We start from the raw sequence: 18,004 nt of genomic DNA on the forward strand, positions 1-18,004 counted from the left end.
AGCGCCCGGTGACCAGGCAAGCGGGCCGTCAGGCCGTGCGGCACAACACCCAGTCGTGCAGCAGCACGCGCAGCTCGTCGAACTTCACCGGCTTGGCCAGGTAATCACTCATCCCCGCTGCCAGGCAACGTTCGCGGTCACCCGATTGGCTGTGGGCGGTGATCGCCAGCACCGGCAGCTCGGCGCAGGCGGGCAACTGGCGCAGGGCGCGGCAGGTGGCGAAGCCGTCCATCACCGGCATCTGGCAATCGAGCAGCACCGCGTCGATGGTCTCACGCTGCAGGTACTCCAGCGCTTCGTTGCCATTGTCCGCGGTGCGCACGCGGTAGCCGAGCTTGAGCAGCATGCCGCGGATCACCAACTGGTTGATGGCGTTGTCCTCGACCACCAGCACCGTGCACTGCTCCGGCGCGCGTACCGCAGTGCCGGCGCTGCGCCGTACCGTCGGCTGCTCGGCGGGCTTTTGCACGGGCAGCGCCAGGGTCAGGTCGAGACGAAAGATACTGCCGCCCGCACCGGCACGATTGGGCTCGTAGGCGAGGCTGCCACCGAGCAGGTCGACCAGCTGGCGACAGATGCTCAAGCCAATGCCCAAGCCGCCGTATTCGCGGGTCATCGAGGTGTCGAGCTGATGGAAACGACGGTACAGGTCGGTTTCCCGGACATTCTCCAGGCCGATGCCGGCATCGATCACCTCGATGCTCAGCGGCAGGCTGTCCGCTGCAGCCTGAGCCGCGCCGCGTACCCGCAGGCGCACCGTGCCCACCGAGGTGAACTTGATGGCATTGTCGAGCAGGTAGCCCAGCGCCTGGGCCAGCTTCTGGCCGTCGCCTTCGACCGTATCGGGCAGGCGCTCGTCGAGGTCCAGCTTGAAATCCAGGCCCTTGCCCCGGGCGCGGCCTTCGAAACTCGCGCACAGGCCGTCGAACAGCCCGCGCAGGCTGAAGGTTTCCCGCCGCGGATAGAGCCGGCCGGCCTGCAGCTCGGTGAGGGCGAGGATGTCGTTGACCATCTGCATCATGTCCCGCGCCGAGCGGGTCGCGGTCTTCTGGTACTGCTCCGCCTCGGGATCCAGACGCAGGGTCTGCATCAGCTCCAGCGAGCCGATCACGCCGTTCATCGGCGTGCGCAGCTCATGGGTCACGGTGGCCAGGAAGTCATCCTTGAGGCGGTTGCTGTCGGCCAGCTCGTGATTGAGCGCCTCCAGCTTGGCACTGGCACTCTGCAGGATGCGCGCACGCTCCTCCTTCATGGCATTGATGCGGTCGGCCAGGGCCAGTGACAGCAACGCCACCTCGATGGCGCTGCCGATCTGGCTGGCGTACATGGTCAGGAACACGTTGGGCAGGTAGCCGAGCACCATCAGCGTGTTGACCACGCCGCCGAGCAGGAACGCCGCCCAGGCGATCAGGAAGTAGCGCGCCACCCGCATGCCGCGCCACCAGGCCAGTGCGCCGGCGATGGGCACCACCAGGGTGAACACCAGGGCCAGCACGGTGGCCAGGCGCAGCGACAAGGCATAGGTGGCGCACAGTGCCAACACCATCACCAGCACGCCCCAGAGCATCAGCAACAACAGGCTGCGGTCCACCCAGGGGCTGTGCTCGCGGGTGTGCAGGAAGCTGCGCGCGAACTGGCAGCCGAACAACGCCGTCGCACCAATCAGGAACGGCGTAGCCGCGTTGGCCCACCAGGGGCTGTCGGGCCACAGGAACTCGATGCCGGCGCCATTGACCGACACCTGATACAGGCCGAACGAGGCGATGTAGAAGATGTAATACAGGTAGCTGGTGTCGCGCACGCTGATGAAGATGAACAGGTTGTAGATCAGCATCACCAGCAACACGCCGTAGATGATGCCCAGCACGTAGATGCGCGCCGGCTGCTCCTCCAGGTAGGCGGCCGGCGACCACAGGCTCAGCGGCGCCTGGATCGAACCCTGGCTTTCCAGGCGCAGGTAGACGCGACGCACCTGCTCGGGCTGGAAGTCGAGGGTGAACAGGTAATTGTTCTGGCGGATTTCGCGACTGGAGAAGGGCAAGGCATCGCCGGTGCGATGGCTGAGGTGAAAGCGGCCATCGGCGCCCTCTTCGTAGAGCTCCAGGTGGTCCAGCGGCGGATAGGCCAGTTCCAGCAGCCAGCTTTGCGGATTGCCGCTGGCCGTGGCGCGGGGCCGATACTGCAGATCGATGCGCAGCCAGAACGCCGAGCGCGAATACCCGGCGTTCAGCACCGCCTTGTCGTGCTGCCGGAAGCTGCCCTGCAGGGCGCTGGACGTGATGTCATCGATGGTCTTGTCGCCGCGCACGTCCTCGAACACCGCCATGTGCTCGCCGAGCGGCAAGACGCGGGTGCGCTCGTCGAAGACCGCCGGGCTGGCGGCACTGGCCAGCAGCGGACACAGCGCCAGGAGAAGGATCAGGAAGAAACGCATGCAGCCCCGCAGATGGCCCTGTTGTGCCGCATCGCGAGGCCCCACGCCGTCGATAGGATGCAGCCGTTCACGGCTCGACATATGTATGAATGCCGGCAACTCTATGGCTGCCGAACGCGCATCGCAAGCGCCATGACGACCGGACGTCAGCTCAGGGCGCCGGCAGGCTCAGCAGGGCCTTGGCGATGGCCTCGGCCAGGTACTGGATGGAAAACACGCCGCCGTGGGCCCAGGTGTCGGGCATCGCCGCGAAGCGGTCGGCGCGCACGAAGGGCATGGCCCGCCATTCGCGCGTGGCGAACAGCTGCGCCTGCCCGGCGAACGGCTCGATATACAGCACCACGCCCTCCTCGATGCTCGCCAGGGCCTGCACCGGCACCACCGCCTCGCGCGGTTGCGGGTAGGCGGACTGCAGGTGCAGCTGCTGCAGGGCGTGGTCGATCATCGAGTCGCCGCCATCGACACGCACCGTATCCGGCGAGGTGAAGCGGATCACCACGACCTTGGGCAGGTGCCCGCGAAAATGTTCGACCAGTTGGCGATGCAGTTCATCGACCTGCACCTGCATGGCCGCCAATTCGCGCAGCGCATGATCCTCACGGCCGAAGCGCTGGGCCAGGGCCAGATAGTCGTCACGGGCGACCAGGTAACTGTCGTGTTCCTGGGACAGGCTGCCATAGGCGGTGACCGGGGCAAAGCGCGCCAGCTGCGCGCGCATGCCTTCCAGCGGCTCGCCGATGACGATCAGATCCGGCTTGAAAGCGGCCAGTTGTTCGAGATCCGGCGCGCGCAGCGATCCCGCGCTGGGCACCCGGGCCGGTAACGGCGGGCGCGCCACCTGGGCGCGGTAGCGATCGGCATCGGCCACGGCGACCGGCGTGATATCGAGCTTGAGCAGGTGTTCGGTGGCCTCCCAGCTCAGCGCCACCACCCGCGGCTCGGCCCGGGCCAGGCCCGGCAGCAGGCACAGCAGCAACGCGACACCACGCAACAGATTGTTCATGCCAGGCGCCTTCTGCCCTGCTTATCAAGGAATGTGCACGCCCCGCCATCGCGAGGCACGGCCATCCTACAAACACCCCTCCCGGGGCTCAAGGGCTTAGGGCCTGTTAACGCTTCCGCACGACCGCGCCGGAGCCCGTTTTGCCGCGAGGCAAGGCACGAGCCGCGAAGTTTAGCGGGCTAAATGAGCCGGCGAGAAACGCCGCATCGCGGCAAAACGGGCCCGGCCCTTAGGGTTGCGCGCAAAATCTCGCCAGGCGTTGTTGGAGGACTTGGCAAGGGAACAACCATTCCCTGCGTCCTCCGCCTAACCTGGCGAGATTTTTCGCGGCAACGCGGCTGGCGCGGTAGCGTTAACAGGCCCTAGCGTAGTCGACCACGGCAGACCGCCGAACCGGCCCCGCCTCATCGCCGCCCATAAAATGTTAAGCTCGCGCCCCATCCAAATGCCGCCTGCCATGTGCCGGTGCGAGCCCGATCAACCCGGTACCGCGGCCACCGCCGTACCTGTAAACCGGAACCCGCGACACAGATGATCGACTTTGGCCTCCCCGATTACCCCCGCAGCACCGCCCGCCTCGCCCCGTCGCGTCCGGTGGTGCTGTGCCTGTCCGGCCATGACCCGAGCGGCGGCGCCGGCCTACAGGCCGACATCGAAGCGCTGCTCGCCCAGGGCTGCCACGCGGCCCCGGCGGTCACCGCACTGACCGTGCAGGACACCGTCGACGTCAGCGACTTCAGGGTGCTCGACCGTGACTGGGTACTGGCCCAGGCCCATGCGGTGATCGCCGACATGCCGGTGGCGGCGGTCAAGCTGGGCATGCTCGGTTCGGTGGAGATGGTCGACACCGTGCTGATGATCATGGACCAGCTGCCCGGTGTGCCGCTGGTCTGCGACCCGGTACTGCGCGCCGGTGGCGGCGGCGCCCTGGGCAAGGAGGACGTCGGCTTCGCCATGCGCGAGCGGCTGTTCGCCGTTTCCACCATCGCCACACCGAACCTGCCCGAAGCGCGCATCCTCGCCGAACTGCCCGATGGCAGCGCTGATCAGTGCGCCGAGAAGCTGCTGCCCTATATCGAGCACTTGCTGATCACCGGCGGCCACGGCGACGAAAGCGAAGTACACAACCGCCTGTACCTGCGCGATGGCAGCCGCCACGATTTCACCTGCGCGCGCCTGCCCGGCAGCTATCACGGCTCGGGCTGCACTCTGGCCAGCACCCTGGCCGGCCGCCTAGCGCTCGGCCAGGACCTGATCGGCGCGGTGAAAACCGCCCTGGATTACACCTGGCGCACCCTGCGCGACGCCGAACAACCCGGCCGCGGCCAGTTCGTGCCGCGCCGTCTGCCGCTGGATTTCAGCTGATGGCAGCGCCCGGCAAGCTGCGCGGCCTGTACGCCATCACCGACAGCGAACTGCTGGCCGGCGGCAAGCTGCTGCCTTACGTGGAAGCGGCCCTGGCCGGCGGCGCGCGCCTGTTGCAGTACCGCGACAAATCCACCGACGAAGCCCGCCGCCTGCGCGAGGCCGAGGCCCTGCGCACGCTGTGCGAGAACTACGGTGCCACGCTGATCATTAATGATGACGCCGAACTGGCGGCGCGCCTGGGTGTCGGCCTGCACCTCGGTCAGGAAGACGGCTCGCTGGCCGCCGCCCGCGCCCTGCTCGGCCGCCAGGCGATCATCGGCGGCACCTGTCACGCCCAGCTGACCCTGGCCGAGCAGGCCGCCCGCGAAGGCGCCAGCTATGTGGCCTTCGGCCGCTTCTTCAATTCACTGACCAAACCCGGCGCCCCCGCCGCCACCCTGGATCTGCTCGAGACTGCCAAAGCCCGCGTGGCGCTGCCGATTGTCGCCATCGGTGGCGTCGACCTGCATAACGCTGCCCCGCTGATCGAGCGCGGCGCCAGCATGATCGCCGTGATCCACGCCCTGTTCGCTGCCGATTCGGCTGCCGAAGTGGAGCGCCGCGCGCGCGCCTTCAGCGCGCTGTTCGAATCGAACTGACCTACCTTTTTCAGGAGAACCTTATGTCCCGCTCCGAAACGCTGTTCGCCAACGCCCAGAAACACATTCCCGGTGGTGTCAATTCCCCGGTCCGCGCGTTCAGGAGCGTGGGCGGCACGCCGCTGTTCTTCAAGCACGCCGAAGGCGCCTACGTCACCGATGAAGACGACAAGCGCTATGTCGACTACGTCGGTTCCTGGGGCCCGATGATTCTCGGCCACAGCCACCCTGAAGTACTCGACGCGGTGCGCAAGCAGCTCGACCACGGCCTGTCTTACGGTGCGCCGACCGCCATGGAAACCGAGATGGCCGACCTGGTCTGCTCCATCGTGCCGTCCATGGAGATGGTGCGCATGGTCAGCTCGGGCACCGAGGCGACCATGAGCGCCATCCGCCTGGCCCGTGGCTACACCGGCCGCGACGCGATCATCAAGTTCGAAGGCTGCTACCACGGCCACTCCGACAGCCTGCTGGTCAAGGCCGGTTCCGGCCTGCTGACCCAGGGCGTCCCCAGCTCGGCGGGGGTGCCGGCGGATTTCGCCAAACACACCCTGACCCTGCCGTTCAACGACATCGCCGCGGTCGAGAAGACCCTCAGCGAAGTGGGCAACAGCGTGGCCTGCATCATCGTCGAGCCGGTGGCCGGCAACATGAACTGCGTACCGCCGGCGCCGGGCTTTCTCGAGGGCCTGCGCGAGCAGTGCGACCAGCACGGCGTGGTGCTGATCTTCGACGAGGTGATGACCGGTTTCCGCGTCGCCCTCGGCGGCGCCCAGGCGCACTACGGCGTCACCCCGGACCTGTCGACCTTCGGCAAGATCGTCGGCGGCGGCATGCCGGTGGGCTGCTTTGGCGGCAAGCGCGCGATCATGGAGCGCATCGCCCCCCTCGGCCCGGTCTACCAGGCCGGCACCCTGTCGGGTAACCCGCTGGCCATGGCCGCCGGCCTGACCACCCTGAAGCTGATCAGCCGCCCGGGCTTCCACGCCGAACTGACCGACTACACCAGCCGCCTCCTGCAGGGCCTGCAGGATCGCGCCGATGCCGCCGGCATCCCGTTCGTCACCACCCAGGCAGGTGGCATGTTCGGCCTGTACTTCAGCGGCGCCGACGATATCGTTACTTTCGATGACGTGATGGCCAGCGATGCCGAGCGCTTCAAGCGCTTCTTCCACCTGATGCTCGACGGCGGCGTATACCTGGCACCAAGCGCCTTCGAGGCCGGCTTCACCTCCATCGCCCATGGCAAGGCCGAGCTGAAACTGACCCTGGACGCCGCCGAGCGCGCCTTCGCCGCCCTCAAACAGGCGTGACCGACCGGCGCCGTTCGGCGCCTGGGGTGAACGGCAGGTGGCCCGAGCGGTTCTTTGCTAGGCCACCACCGCACATCGACGCGTTATAGCAGGCACCGGTGCGCCCCCTTGCGCCAGCTTGGGGCAGAAAAGCCGGCAAACACTTTGTAAGAACGGTGCTGCTTATTTCATAATGTGATGCCGAGCCCATTTGGCCTCGTCATCCATCCACCTGTCAGCCTGTCGAGGTATCCGGATCTTCATGAAGCGCACCGGCCGCACCCTGTCCCTGGGCTGCCTGTTGCTCCTGCTGCCAACGCTCGGCGTGGCGGATGGAAACTCATTGCTGATCCCGGCGACCGGGAGCTGCTCGCTCAACGTCGCCGCCGAAGACCTGCCCGCCGCGCTGCAAGCCTGCCAACAGAGCGCCGAAGGGGGCGATGCCCAGGCCCAGTACGAGCTGGGCGAGTTCTACTACGAGGGCCGCGCCGGCGAGCGCGACCTGCCCCAGGCGCTGAACTGGTTCGAACATGCGTCCCTGCAGGGCCATGCCCAGGCGCAATACCGTCTGGGCATGATGTTCTTTCGCGGCGAAGGCGTGGCGGCCAACAAGGTGCAGGCCTACATCGTGCTGAAGATGGCCGCGGTCAACGGCTCGGACGAAGCGATGGACGGCGCCGACGAAGTGGCCATGCAGATGCCCCGTGCCGAGCAGGAAGTCGCCACCCAGGTGCTGGGGCAGATCTTCCGCAACTACCTGCAGGAACTGCAGGCCGCCGACAGCCTGTCGCCGTTCGCTCCGCTCAAATAACCAGCTAGCCAGCAGCGCCTGCGGCCGCTCACTTCTCCGGCAGGGGCGGCATCGGAAATGGCATGACGTTGCCGCCGCCCTTGGCTTCACTGATCTTCGGCGTGCCGAGACGCTCCACCTCGTCGATACGCACGACCGAATGCATCGGCACGAAGCTGCGTACCACGCCGTCGAACTGCGCCTTGAGCTTCTCCTCGCTGGGATCGACCACCAGTTGCGAGCGCTCGCCGAACACGAATTCCTCGATTTCCAGAAAGCCCCACAGATCGCTCTGGAAGATCTGCTTGGCGTACATCTCGTACACCTGGCCCTGATTGAGAAAGATCACCTTGTAGATGGGGTCGCGCTTGGTCATGGATAACGAACGGCTGGCTGTGCAATGAAAGGGCGCGAATCTTAGCACGCCACCACATGGCCTCGTCGCCCCTCCCGTCCTGCGCCTGTGGCCTCGAACGGCCAACCCTCCTATAATCCGCGGTCATTTTTTCACCGCCGACGAATCGCCATGACCAAGAAGCTCTATATCGAAACCCACGGTTGCCAGATGAACGAGTACGACAGCTCGCGCATGGTCGACCTGCTGGGCGAGCATCAGGCCCTGGAAGTCACCGATCGGCCGGAGGATGCCGACGTCATCCTGCTCAACACCTGCTCGATCCGCGAGAAGGCCCAGGACAAGGTATTCTCCCAGCTCGGCCGCTGGCGCGAGCTGAAACTGGAGAACCCCGACCTGGTGATCGGCGTCGGCGGCTGCGTGGCCAGCCAGGAAGGCGCGGCGATCCGCGACCGTGCGCCCTACGTCGACGTGGTGTTCGGCCCGCAGACCCTGCACCGCCTGCCGGAAATGATCGATGCCGCGCGGGTGACCAAGACCGCCCAGGTGGACATTTCCTTCCCCGAAATCGAGAAGTTCGACCGCCTGCCGGAACCCCGCGTGGACGGCCCCAGCGCCTTCGTCTCGGTGATGGAAGGCTGCAGCAAGTACTGCACCTTCTGCGTGGTGCCCTACACCCGTGGCGAGGAGGTCAGCCGTCCGCTGGACGACGTGCTCGGCGAGATCATCCACCTGGCCGAAAATGGCGTGCGCGAAGTGACCCTGCTCGGCCAGAACGTCAACGGCTACCGCGGCGAAACCCGTGACGGCGGCATCGCCGACTTCGCCGAGCTGCTGTACCTGGTGGCCGCCATCGACGGCATCGACCGCATCCGCTACACCACCAGCCATCCGCTGGAATTCTCCGACGCGCTGATCCGCGCCCACGCCGAGATCCCGGAACTGGTGAAATTCCTGCACCTGCCGGTGCAGTCGGGCTCGGACCGCATCCTGGCGGCCATGAAGCGCAACCACACCGCGCTGGAATACAAGTCGCGCATCCGCAAGCTCAAGGCCGCGGTGCCGGACATCGTCATCAGCTCGGACTTCATCATCGGTTTTCCCGGCGAGACCGAGAAGGATTTCGAGCAGACCATGAAACTGGTGCAGGACGTCGGCTTCGACTTCTCCTACTCCTTCGTCTACAGCGCCCGCCCCGGCACGCCAGCGGCCGACCTGGTCGACGACACCCCGGAAGCCGTCAAGAAGCAGCGCCTGCAGATCCTGCAGAACCGCCTCAACCAGCAGGGCTTCGAGAACAGCCGGCGCATGGTCGGCAGCGTGCAGCGCATCCTGGTCAGCGACTTCTCCAAGAAGGACCCGGGCAAGCTGCAGGGCAAGACCGAGAACAACCGCTTCGTCAACTTCCCGTGCGACAACCCGCGCCTGATCGGCCAGTTCGTCGACGTGCATATCGACGAGGCGCTGCCGCATTCGCTGCGCGGCACCCTGATCGAGCGCCATTGAACAATCAGCCGGCTGCCCGCATATCAGCGATGACGCGCCAGGCGTAGCGCGGCTGTCGGCCGTGCTTTCACTCGTCCCTGGCTAGCGCTATTCTCTCCCTTCCATTCAGCGACGGCGGCCATAAAACGACCTTGAATACCACCTCGACACCTCATCGCTTCACCCTCGAACCCTTCGAAGCCAAGCGCTTCGCCAATCTCAGCGGGCAATTCGACGAGCACCTGCGCCTGATCGAATCGCGCCTGGGCATCGAGATCCGCAACCGCGGCAACCAGTTCGAGCTGCTGGGCGAGCCCGGGCAGACCACCTCTGCCGAGAACCTGCTGCGCCGCCTGTACCGTGAGGCCGACAGCACCGAGCTGTCGCCGGACATGGTGCACCTGTTCCTGCAGGAATCCGGCATCGAGGAACTCAACAGCCCCAGCAGTCACGGCGACGTCGCCCTGCGCACGCGCAAGGGCATGATCCGGCCGCGCGGCGCCAACCAGCAGCGCTACGTCAAGGCGATCCTCGACCACGACATCAACTTCGGCATCGGCCCGGCCGGTACCGGCAAGACCTATCTGGCGGTCGCTGCTGCGGTGGACGCCCTGGAGCGCGAGCAGATTCGTCGCATCCTGCTGGTGCGCCCGGCGGTCGAGGCCGGCGAAAAACTCGGCTTCCTGCCCGGCGACCTGTCGCAGAAGATCGACCCGTACCTGCGCCCGCTCTACGACGCCCTCTACGAGATGCTCGGCTTCGAGCAGGTGGCCAAGCTGATCGAGAAGCAGGTGATCGAGGTCGCGCCGCTGGCCTACATGCGCGGCCGCACGCTGAACAACAGCTTCATCATTCTCGACGAGAGCCAGAACACCACCATGGAACAGATGAAGATGTTCCTGACCCGTATCGGTTTCGGCTCCACCGCGGTGATCACCGGCGACGTGACCCAGGTCGACCTGCCCCGCGGCACCAAGAGCGGCCTCAAGCACGTCATCGAAGTGCTCAGGGACGTACCGGGCATCAGCTTCACCCACTTCCTGCCCAAGGACGTGGTGCGCCATCCCCTGGTGCAGCGCATCGTCGAGGCCTACGAGCGCTTCGATGCCGAGCACCAGCCGTTCGACCGCCGCCCGGCGGACAACGACCCGGGAGCGCGTTCCGAGCCATGATCGAACTGGACCTGCAGGTCGCCAGCGTCGCTGGCCGCCTGCCCGCGCAGGCCGATTTCCAGGCCTGGTGCGCGATCGCCCTGCGCCAGCGCAGCGCCGACTCGGAACTGACCATCCGCCTGGTGGACGAAGCCGAGGGCCGCGAGCTCAACCACACCTGGCGCGGCAAGGACTACGCCACCAACGTGCTGTCCTTTCCGGCCGACGTACCTGATGAGTTACTGGATATCCCGCTGCTCGGCGACCTGGTGATCTGCGTGCCGGTGGTCGAGCGCGAGGCCGTCGAGCAAGGCAAGACCCTGGATGCGCACTGGGCGCATCTGGTGATACACGGCTGTTTGCATCTCTTGGGCTACGACCACATTGAGGATGAGGAAGCCGAGGAAATGGAAGCGCTGGAACGATTATTGCTCGCCGAGCTGGGTCATCCCGACCCGTATGCCGGCGATGAATGACTATAGGGATCCCGAGTAAAACGCCATGAGCGAAGACCGATCGAGCAACGAGCAGAAGTCCTGGTTGAACAAACTGACCCAGGCTTTTGCTCATGAGCCGAAAAACCGCCAGGAACTGCTGGAAGTCCTGCGCGATGCCCACCAGAACAAACTGCTCGACAGCGAGGCCCTGGCCATCGTCGAGGGCGCCATCCAGGTCGCCGACCTGCAGGTTCGCGACATCATGGTGCCGCGCTCCCAGGTGGTGACCATCAAGGCCAGCCAGTCTCCCAAGGAATTCCTGCCGGTGATCATCGAGGCGGCGCACTCGCGCTACCCGGTGATCGGCGAAACCCTCGACGACGTGCTCGGCATCCTGCTGGCCAAGGATCTGCTGCCGCTGCTGCTGGCCGATCAGCCCGACTTCAACATCCGCGACATGCTGCGCCCGGCCACCTTCGTGCCCGAATCCAAGCGCCTCAACGTGCTGCTGCGCGAGTTTCGCGCCAACCACAACCACATGGCGGTGGTGATCGACGAATACGGTGGCGTCGCCGGCCTGGTGACCATCGAGGACGTGCTGGAGCAGATCGTCGGCGATATCGAGGACGAGCACGACGTCGAGGAAGACAGCTACGTCAAGCCGCTGCCCAGTGGCGACTTCCTGGTCAAGGCGCTGACGCCCATCGATCACTTCAACGAAACCTTCACCACCGCCTTCTCCGACGACGAGTTCGACACCGTCGGCGGCCTGGTGATGAGTGCCTTCGGCCACCTGCCCAAGCGCAACGAAGTGACGGTGATCGGCGAATTCCGCTTTCGCGTGCTCAACGCCGACAGCCGCCGCGTGCACCTGCTGCGCCTGACACCGCTGGCCCGCTGACCCGACACCCCGCCCGCTGGCGGGGTGTTTGCTTTCTTCCTCGATGAGCATCCCGATGAACCGACTGTTCCAACCCGGCTGGCCCGGCAACCTGATCGCCCTGCTGGCCGGCGCGCTGACCACCCTGGCGCTGGCCCCCTACGGCATCTGGCCGCTGGCGCTGCTGTCCATCGCCCTGCTGTACCGCGGCCTGCGCGCACTGACGCCACGCCAGGCCGCCTGGCGCGGCTGGTGGTACGGCTTCGGGCTGTTCGCCTCGGGCACCAGCTGGGTGTACGTGAGCATTCACGATTACGGCGCCGCTTCGCCGCCGCTGGCCGCCTTCCTGACCCTGGGCTTCGTCGCCGGCCTCGGTCTGTTCTTCGCCCTCGCCACCTGGCTGTGGGCCCTGTGCCTGCGCCGCGACAGCGCGCCACTGGGCGATGCCCTGGCGTTCGCCGCCCTGTGGGTGGCCCAGGAAGCGTTTCGCGGCTGGTTCCTTACCGGCTTTCCCTGGCTCTATGCCGGCTACAGCCAGCTCGACGGCCCCATGGCCGGCCTGGCGCCGGTCGGCGGCGTGTGGCTGCTGTCGTTCGCCCTGGCACTGAGCGCGGCGCTGCTGGTCAACCTGCCGCGCCTCCTTGCCAACAAGCCGCAGCTGGCCGAGGCCCTGGTGCTGCTGATCGCCCCCTGGCTGCTCGGCGTGGCGTTCAAGGATCACGCCTGGACCGCCCCGGCCGGCGAGCCGCTGAGCGTCGCGGCGATCCAGGGCAACGTGGAACAGAACCTCAAGTGGGACCCGGCCCAGCTCAATGCCCAGCTGGCGCTGTACCGCGACATGAGCTTCGCCAGCAAGCCGGTGGACATCCTGGTGTGGCCGGAGACCGCGGTACCGGTGCTCAAGGATCAGGCCATCGGCTACCTGAGCATGATGGATCGCTTCGCCAGTGACCGGCAGAGCGCGCTGATCACCGGCGTACCGCTCCGCCAGCCCAATGCCGAGGGCGAGATGCGCTATTACAACGGCGTCAGCGTGATCGGCCAGGGCAGTGGCGACTACCTCAAGCAGCGCCTGGTGCCGTTCGGCGAGTACGTGCCGCTGCAGGACCTGCTGCGCGGGCTGATCGCCTTCTTCGACCTGCCGATGTCCGACTTCGCCCGCGGCGACCATGACCAGCCGCTGCTCGAAGCCAAGGGCCATCGCCTGGCGACCTTCATCTGCTACGAAGTGGTGTATCCCGAATTCGCCGCCGCGCTGGCGGCGCAGAGCGACCTGCTGCTGACGGTCAGCAACGACACCTGGTTCGGCACCTCCATCGGCCCGCTGCAGCATCTGCAGATGGCGCAGATGCGCGCCCTGGAGGCCGGCCGCTGGATGATCCGCGCCACCAACAACGGCGTGACCGTGCTGATCGATCCGTTCGGGCGCATCACCGAACGCCTGCCGCAGTTCGAGCAGGCCACGCTGTACGGCGAGGTGCAACCGATGCAGCACCTGACGCCCTACCTGCGGTGGCGCTCCTGGCCGCTGATCGTGCTCTGCAGCCTGCTGGCCGGCTGGGCGCTGGTACGGCGGCGCCGGGATACGAACTAACTGATCTGGGCCGGCTGCGGGCCAAAGCCTGCGCCGGTATTTCGACTGCAGTGACTAAAGCTGGCACTCATCCCATGATTTAACTGCCGCTAGATCGGCGTCATACATGTGGGAGTGCGCGGGGACGCCCAGTCCATGCGCGCGAATCACGGGCATGGACTAGGTGTCCCCGCCCGTTCCCACATGAGGTGCACACGTTCAAGTCCCGCTTTACCTTTGCGTGACGCTCAAAAGCTAAGGCGCGACCCGTTGCGCAGGGTGGGCTTTAGCCCACCACATTAACGCTAACGCCCGTAGGCCAGCGGATAGGCCAGCGCGCCGATCACCTCATTGAGCAGCAAGGTGCTCTGCCAGAAAGCCTTGCCTTCCGGCAGCCAGCCGCCCATGGGCCGGCCATTGGGCACGCCGAGAAAACCCACCGGCGCGGTCACCACCTCGAAGCCCGCCTGCTCGAAGCACCAGCGAGAACGCGGCATGTGCCAGGCCTGGGTGACCAGCAGTACCCGGCGAATGCCCTCGGGCTCCAGCAATGCAGCGGTCTCGGTGGCATTCTCCCAGGTGGTGCGACTGCGCTCTTCCTGCCAGCGCACGTCGACGCCCAGGTCCTCGTGCATCACCTCGGCCATCAGCGCCGCCTCGCTGGGTGGACGACCGAAATGCAGGCCGCCGCTGGTCAGCACCGGCAGGCCCGAGGCCTTGGCCAGGCGCGCCGCATAGCGAGTCCGCTCCAGTGCCATGGCGCTGGGCTGCTCGCCGCCCCAGGCCGGGTCGCGCGAGTCGCGGCCACCGCCGAGCACGACGATGACGTCCGCCTGCCGGGCCAGCGTGGCCCACTGCTGCTGGGTGATGGCGGGTTCGCGCTCGATCGCCCTGGCCATCCATTCCACCGTCACCGGCAGGCTCATCAGCCACAGGCCGCCGAGCCCGAGGGCGAAACAGCAGACGGCCAGCCGCGGGAACCGCCGACGCAGAAACCAGCCCAGGGCGATAAGCAGCAACAGGATGCCGGGCGGCATGAAGAACTGCTTGAGCAGATAGCGCAGCGGCATCGGGCACCTCCGAAAAGGCTCGAAGCCTAGGGCCTGTTAGCACTGCCGCGCAAGCCGCGTTGCCGCGTAAAATCTCGCCAGGCTAGGCGGAGGACGCAGGGAATGGTTATTCCCTTGCCAAGTCCTCCAACAACGCATGGCGAGATTTCTCGCGCAACCCGAAGGGCCGGGCCCGTTTTGCCGCGATGCGGCGTTTCTCGCCGGCTCATTTAGCCCGCTAAACTTCGCGGCTCGTGCCTTGCCTCGCGGCAAAACGGGCTCCGGCGCGGTCGTGCGGCAGTGCTAACAGGCCCTCGGGCCTATTAGCACTGCCGCGCAAGCAGGCGACGTGGTGCCGATGGTCAGGACTCGTGACGCTCGCTGGGCCGCGGGTGATCATGGTCGCGCCCGGCAAAGGCCGGCTGGCGCTCGAAGGGCGGTTGCGCAGCCGCCGACTGGTAGTGACGCGTGGCCGTGGCATGCCAGCCGTTGAGCCCGGCGCGATCCTTGGCGAGGTAGGCGCTGATCAGTGCCAGCTCGTCAGGGGACAGGCCGCGCACCTCCATATCCGCAGCGGGCTGATCGGACAGCAGGGCCAGGTTGTCGGCCTCCCCCAGGGCCAGCGTCAGGCGTTGCAGCAACCGCCCATAGGGGTCGCTATGGTTCTGGGTATCTACAGGGACTTGCATCGCACACCTCCAGGCAGCACGCCGTCCACTGAGCGTAGCCGCCAGCCCACGGCAGGCCTGCCGCGACGACAAATGGCGGTGCCGAGGGTGCGCCGCGCAATCAGCGTTTCCCTCTGCCGAGGGGGGTCATGTATGCTACGGCGTTTCCCGAAAGCCCCTTCTCCTAGCGCAAGTAGCCATGCACGAACAGTATCAGCCACGTGAAATCGAAGCCGCCGCGCAATCCCACTGGGACGCGCAGAATTCCTTTGTCGTCAGCGAACAGCCCGGCAAGGACACCTTCTACTGCCTGTCGATGTTCCCCTACCCGAGCGGCAAGCTGCACATGGGGCACGTGCGCAACTACACCATCGGTGACGTGATCGCCCGCTACCAGCGCATGCTCGGCAAGAACGTGCTGCAGCCCATGGGTTGGGACGCTTTCGGCATGCCGGCGGAAAACGCCGCGATGAAGAACAACGTGGCGCCGGCCAAGTGGACCTACGAAAACATCGCCTACATGAAGAGCCAGCTGAAAAGCCTGGGTCTGGCGGTGGACTGGACGCGCGAGGTCACCACCTGCAAGCCCGATTACTACCGCTGGGAACAATGGCTGTTCACCCGCCTGTTCGAAAAGGGCGTGATCTACCGCAAGAACGGCACCGTCAACTGGGACCCGGTCGACCAGACCGTACTGGCCAACGAGCAGGTCATCGATGGCCGCGGCTGGCGTTCCGGCGCGCTGATCGAGAAGCGCGAGATCCCCATGTACTACTTCAAGATCACCGCTTACGCGGATGAACTCTTGAGCAGCCTGGACGAACTCGATGGCTGGCCGGAACAGGTCAAGACCATGCAGCGCAACTGGATCGGCAAGTCGCGCGGCATGGAAGTGCAGTTCCCCTACGACGTCGCCTCCATCGGCGAAGCCGGTGCGCTGAAAGTGTTCACCACCCGCCCGGATACCCTGATGGGCGCGACCTACGTCGCCGTGGCCGCCGAGCACCCGCTGGCCACCCTGGCCGCCAAGGAGAACCCCGAGCTGCAGGCGTTCATCGCCGAATGCAAGGCTGGCAGTGTCGCCGAAGCCGACATGGCCACCCAGGAAAAGAAAGGCCTGCCGACCTCGCTGTTCGTCGAGCACCCGCTGACCGGCGAGAAACTGCCGGTGTGGGTCGCCAACTACGTGCTGATGCACTACGGCGACGGCGCGGTGATGGCGGTTCCGGCCCACGACGAGCGCGACTTCGCCTTTGCCCGCAAGTACCACCTGCCGGTCAAGGCCGTGGTACGCACCAGCGCGGGCGATGAAGTCGGCAGCGAGTGGCAGGACGCCTACGGCGAGCACGGCCAGCTGATCAACTCCGGCGAGTTCGACGGCCTGGACTTCGAAGGCGCGTTCGATGCCATCGAAGCGGCGCTGCTGCGCAAGCAACTCGGCAAATCGCGCACCCAGTTCCGCCTGCGCGACTGGGGCATCAGCCGCCAGCGCTACTGGGGCTGCCCGATCCCGATCATCCACTGCGACAGCTGTGGCGACGTACCGGTGCCGGAAGAGCAACTGCCGGTGGTGCTGCCCGAAGACGTGGTGCCGGACGGCGCCGGCTCGCCCCTGGCGCGCATGCCCGAATTCTACGCCTGCAGCTGCCCGAAATGCGGCGCACCGGCCAAGCGCGAAACCGACACCATGGACACCTTCGTGGAATCCTCCTGGTACTTCGCCCGCTACGCCTCGCCGCACTACACCGGCGGCATGGTCGACCCGGCCGCGGCCAACCACTGGCTGCCGGTGGACCAGTACATCGGCGGTATCGAGCACGCCATCCTGCACCTGCTCTACGCGCGCTTCTTCCACAAGCTGATGCGCGACGAAGGCCTGGTCACCTCCAACGAGCCGTTCAAGAATCTGCTGACCCAGGGCATGGTCGTCGCCGAAACCTACTACCGCACCCTTGATAACGGCGGCAAGGACTGGTTCAACCCGGCCGACGTCAGCGTCGAGCGCGATGCCAAGGGCAAGGTGATCGCCGCCAAGCTGACCAGCGACGGCCTGCCGGTGGAAATCGGCGGCACCGAGAAGATGTCCAAGTCGAAGAACAACGGTGTCGACCCGCAGGACATGATCGACCAGTACGGCGCCGACACCTGCCGCCTGTTCATGATGTTCGCCTCGCCGCCCGACATGAGCTGCGAATGGTCGGATGCCGGCGTCGAGGGTGCCAACCGCTTCCTGCGCCGCGTCTGGCGCCTGGCCCAGGGCCATGTCAGCCAGGGCCTGCCGGGCGTACTGGATATCGCCACGCTGGACGACGCCGGCAAGGACGTGCGCCGCGCCATCCACCTGGCCATCAAGCAGGCCTCCCAGGACGTGGGCCAGCACCACAAGTTCAACACCGCCATCGCCCAGGTGATGACCCTGATGAACGTGCTGGAAAAGGCCCCGCAGGACACCGATCAACAGCGCGCCCTGCTTCAGGAGGGCCTGGAAACCGTCGCCCTGCTGCTCGCCCCGATCACCCCGCACATCAGCCACGAGCTGTGGCAGGAGCTGGGCCACGAGGAAGCCATCATCGACGCCAGCTGGCCGTCCGTGGACGAAGCAGCCCTGGTGCAGGACAGCCTGACCCTGGTGATCCAGGTCAACGGCAAGCTGCGCGGGCAGATCGAGGTGCCGGCCGATGCCAGCCGCGAGGCGGTCGAGGCGGCGGCGCGCAGCAACGAGAACGTGCAACGCTTCACCGAAGGGCTGACGATCCGCAAGGTCATCGTGGTGCCCGGCAAGCTGGTCAATATCGTCGCCAGTTGAGGCGACAGGGAACCGCCGGTCGCCTCTGGCGACCGGCATCCGGTCTAGAGTTTCGGCCATGCCGGCCAGCGGAGC

At 66.3% G+C, this 18,004-nt stretch carries 15 protein-coding genes; 10 read left to right on the top strand and 5 right to left on the bottom strand.

Features of this window, described 5'->3' with window-relative positions:
* Positions 1-28: 28 nt before the first annotated feature.
* Together K8U54_RS04545 and K8U54_RS04550 are read right to left on the bottom strand one after the other, a co-directional pair.
* Positions 29-2,434, bottom strand: coding sequence for a hybrid sensor histidine kinase/response regulator (locus K8U54_RS04545; protein WP_249909055.1), 2,406 nt, complete (start codon positions 2,432-2,434; stop codon positions 29-31).
* A 151-nt stretch (positions 2,435-2,585) separates the two neighbouring features.
* Positions 2,586-3,437, bottom strand: a complete 852-nt coding sequence (locus K8U54_RS04550) for an ABC transporter substrate-binding protein (protein WP_249909056.1) — start codon at positions 3,435-3,437, stop codon at positions 2,586-2,588.
* A 531-nt stretch (positions 3,438-3,968) separates the two neighbouring features.
* Here K8U54_RS04550 and K8U54_RS04555 point away from each other — a divergent pair.
* From K8U54_RS04555 to K8U54_RS04570, 4 genes are all read left to right on the top strand, one after another.
* Entirely contained in the window at positions 3,969-4,802 is an 834-nt protein-coding gene (locus K8U54_RS04555; protein WP_249909057.1) for a bifunctional hydroxymethylpyrimidine kinase/phosphomethylpyrimidine kinase, read from the top strand.
* A complete protein-coding gene (gene thiE / locus K8U54_RS04560; RefSeq protein ID WP_249909058.1) occupies positions 4,802-5,443 on the top strand; it encodes a thiamine phosphate synthase in 642 nt (213 codons plus the stop codon). The genes K8U54_RS04555 and thiE overlap by 1 nt, the downstream gene beginning before the upstream one ends.
* A gap of 23 nt (positions 5,444-5,466) precedes the next feature.
* Positions 5,467-6,756, top strand: a complete 1,290-nt coding sequence (gene hemL / locus K8U54_RS04565) for a glutamate-1-semialdehyde 2,1-aminomutase (protein ID WP_249909059.1) — start codon at positions 5,467-5,469, stop codon at positions 6,754-6,756.
* A 241-nt stretch (positions 6,757-6,997) separates the two neighbouring features.
* Positions 6,998-7,546, top strand: coding sequence for a tetratricopeptide repeat protein (locus tag K8U54_RS04570; protein ID WP_249909060.1), 549 nt, complete (start codon positions 6,998-7,000; stop codon positions 7,544-7,546).
* Positions 7,547-7,574: 28 nt separating this feature from the next.
* Here K8U54_RS04570 and K8U54_RS04575 read toward each other — a convergent pair whose 3' ends face one another.
* Positions 7,575-7,901 carry a DUF1820 family protein gene (locus K8U54_RS04575; protein ID WP_249909061.1) on the bottom strand — a complete coding sequence of 109 codons (327 nt, stop codon included), beginning with the start codon at positions 7,899-7,901 and terminating at the stop codon, positions 7,575-7,577.
* Positions 7,902-8,051: 150 nt separating this feature from the next.
* Here K8U54_RS04575 and miaB point away from each other — a divergent pair, with 150 nt between their 5' ends.
* The 5 genes from miaB (at position 8,052) to lnt (ending at position 13,427) form a co-directional block, all read left to right on the top strand.
* Entirely contained in the window at positions 8,052-9,386 is a 1,335-nt protein-coding gene (gene miaB / locus K8U54_RS04580) for a tRNA (N6-isopentenyl adenosine(37)-C2)-methylthiotransferase MiaB (protein ID WP_249909062.1), read from the top strand.
* Between the two features lie 131 nt (positions 9,387-9,517).
* Positions 9,518-10,537 carry a PhoH family protein gene (locus K8U54_RS04585; protein WP_249909063.1) on the top strand — a complete coding sequence of 340 codons (1,020 nt, stop codon included), beginning with the start codon at positions 9,518-9,520 and terminating at the stop codon, positions 10,535-10,537.
* Positions 10,534-10,992, top strand: a complete 459-nt coding sequence (ybeY, locus tag K8U54_RS04590) for an rRNA maturation RNase YbeY (protein ID WP_070884135.1) — start codon at positions 10,534-10,536, stop codon at positions 10,990-10,992. The genes K8U54_RS04585 and ybeY overlap by 4 nt, the downstream gene beginning before the upstream one ends.
* A gap of 25 nt (positions 10,993-11,017) precedes the next feature.
* Complete coding sequence (locus tag K8U54_RS04595) at positions 11,018-11,854, top strand: HlyC/CorC family transporter (protein ID WP_070884136.1); 837 nt, start codon at positions 11,018-11,020, stop codon at positions 11,852-11,854.
* A 55-nt stretch (positions 11,855-11,909) separates the two neighbouring features.
* Entirely contained in the window at positions 11,910-13,427 is a 1,518-nt protein-coding gene (gene lnt, locus K8U54_RS04600; RefSeq protein ID WP_249909064.1) for an apolipoprotein N-acyltransferase, read from the top strand.
* A gap of 284 nt (positions 13,428-13,711) precedes the next feature.
* Here lnt and K8U54_RS04605 read toward each other — a convergent pair whose 3' ends face one another.
* A complete protein-coding gene (locus tag K8U54_RS04605) occupies positions 13,712-14,476 on the bottom strand; it encodes a YdcF family protein (protein ID WP_249909065.1) in 765 nt (254 codons plus the stop codon).
* A 341-nt stretch (positions 14,477-14,817) separates the two neighbouring features.
* Positions 14,818-15,144 carry a hypothetical protein gene (locus K8U54_RS04610; RefSeq protein ID WP_249909066.1) on the bottom strand — a complete coding sequence of 109 codons (327 nt, stop codon included), beginning with the start codon at positions 15,142-15,144 and terminating at the stop codon, positions 14,818-14,820.
* A gap of 178 nt (positions 15,145-15,322) precedes the next feature.
* Between K8U54_RS04610 and leuS the strand changes: the two genes are divergently transcribed.
* The gene (gene leuS / locus K8U54_RS04615) at positions 15,323-17,929 is read left to right on the top strand and encodes a leucine--tRNA ligase (RefSeq protein WP_249909067.1); all 2,607 of its coding nucleotides are present in this window, start codon (positions 15,323-15,325) and stop codon (positions 17,927-17,929) included.
* Positions 17,930-18,004 lie beyond the last annotated feature (75 nt).

This window comes from Pseudomonas fulva (assembly GCF_023517795.1).
Classification (GTDB): domain Bacteria; phylum Pseudomonadota; class Gammaproteobacteria; order Pseudomonadales; family Pseudomonadaceae; genus Aquipseudomonas; species Aquipseudomonas fulva_D.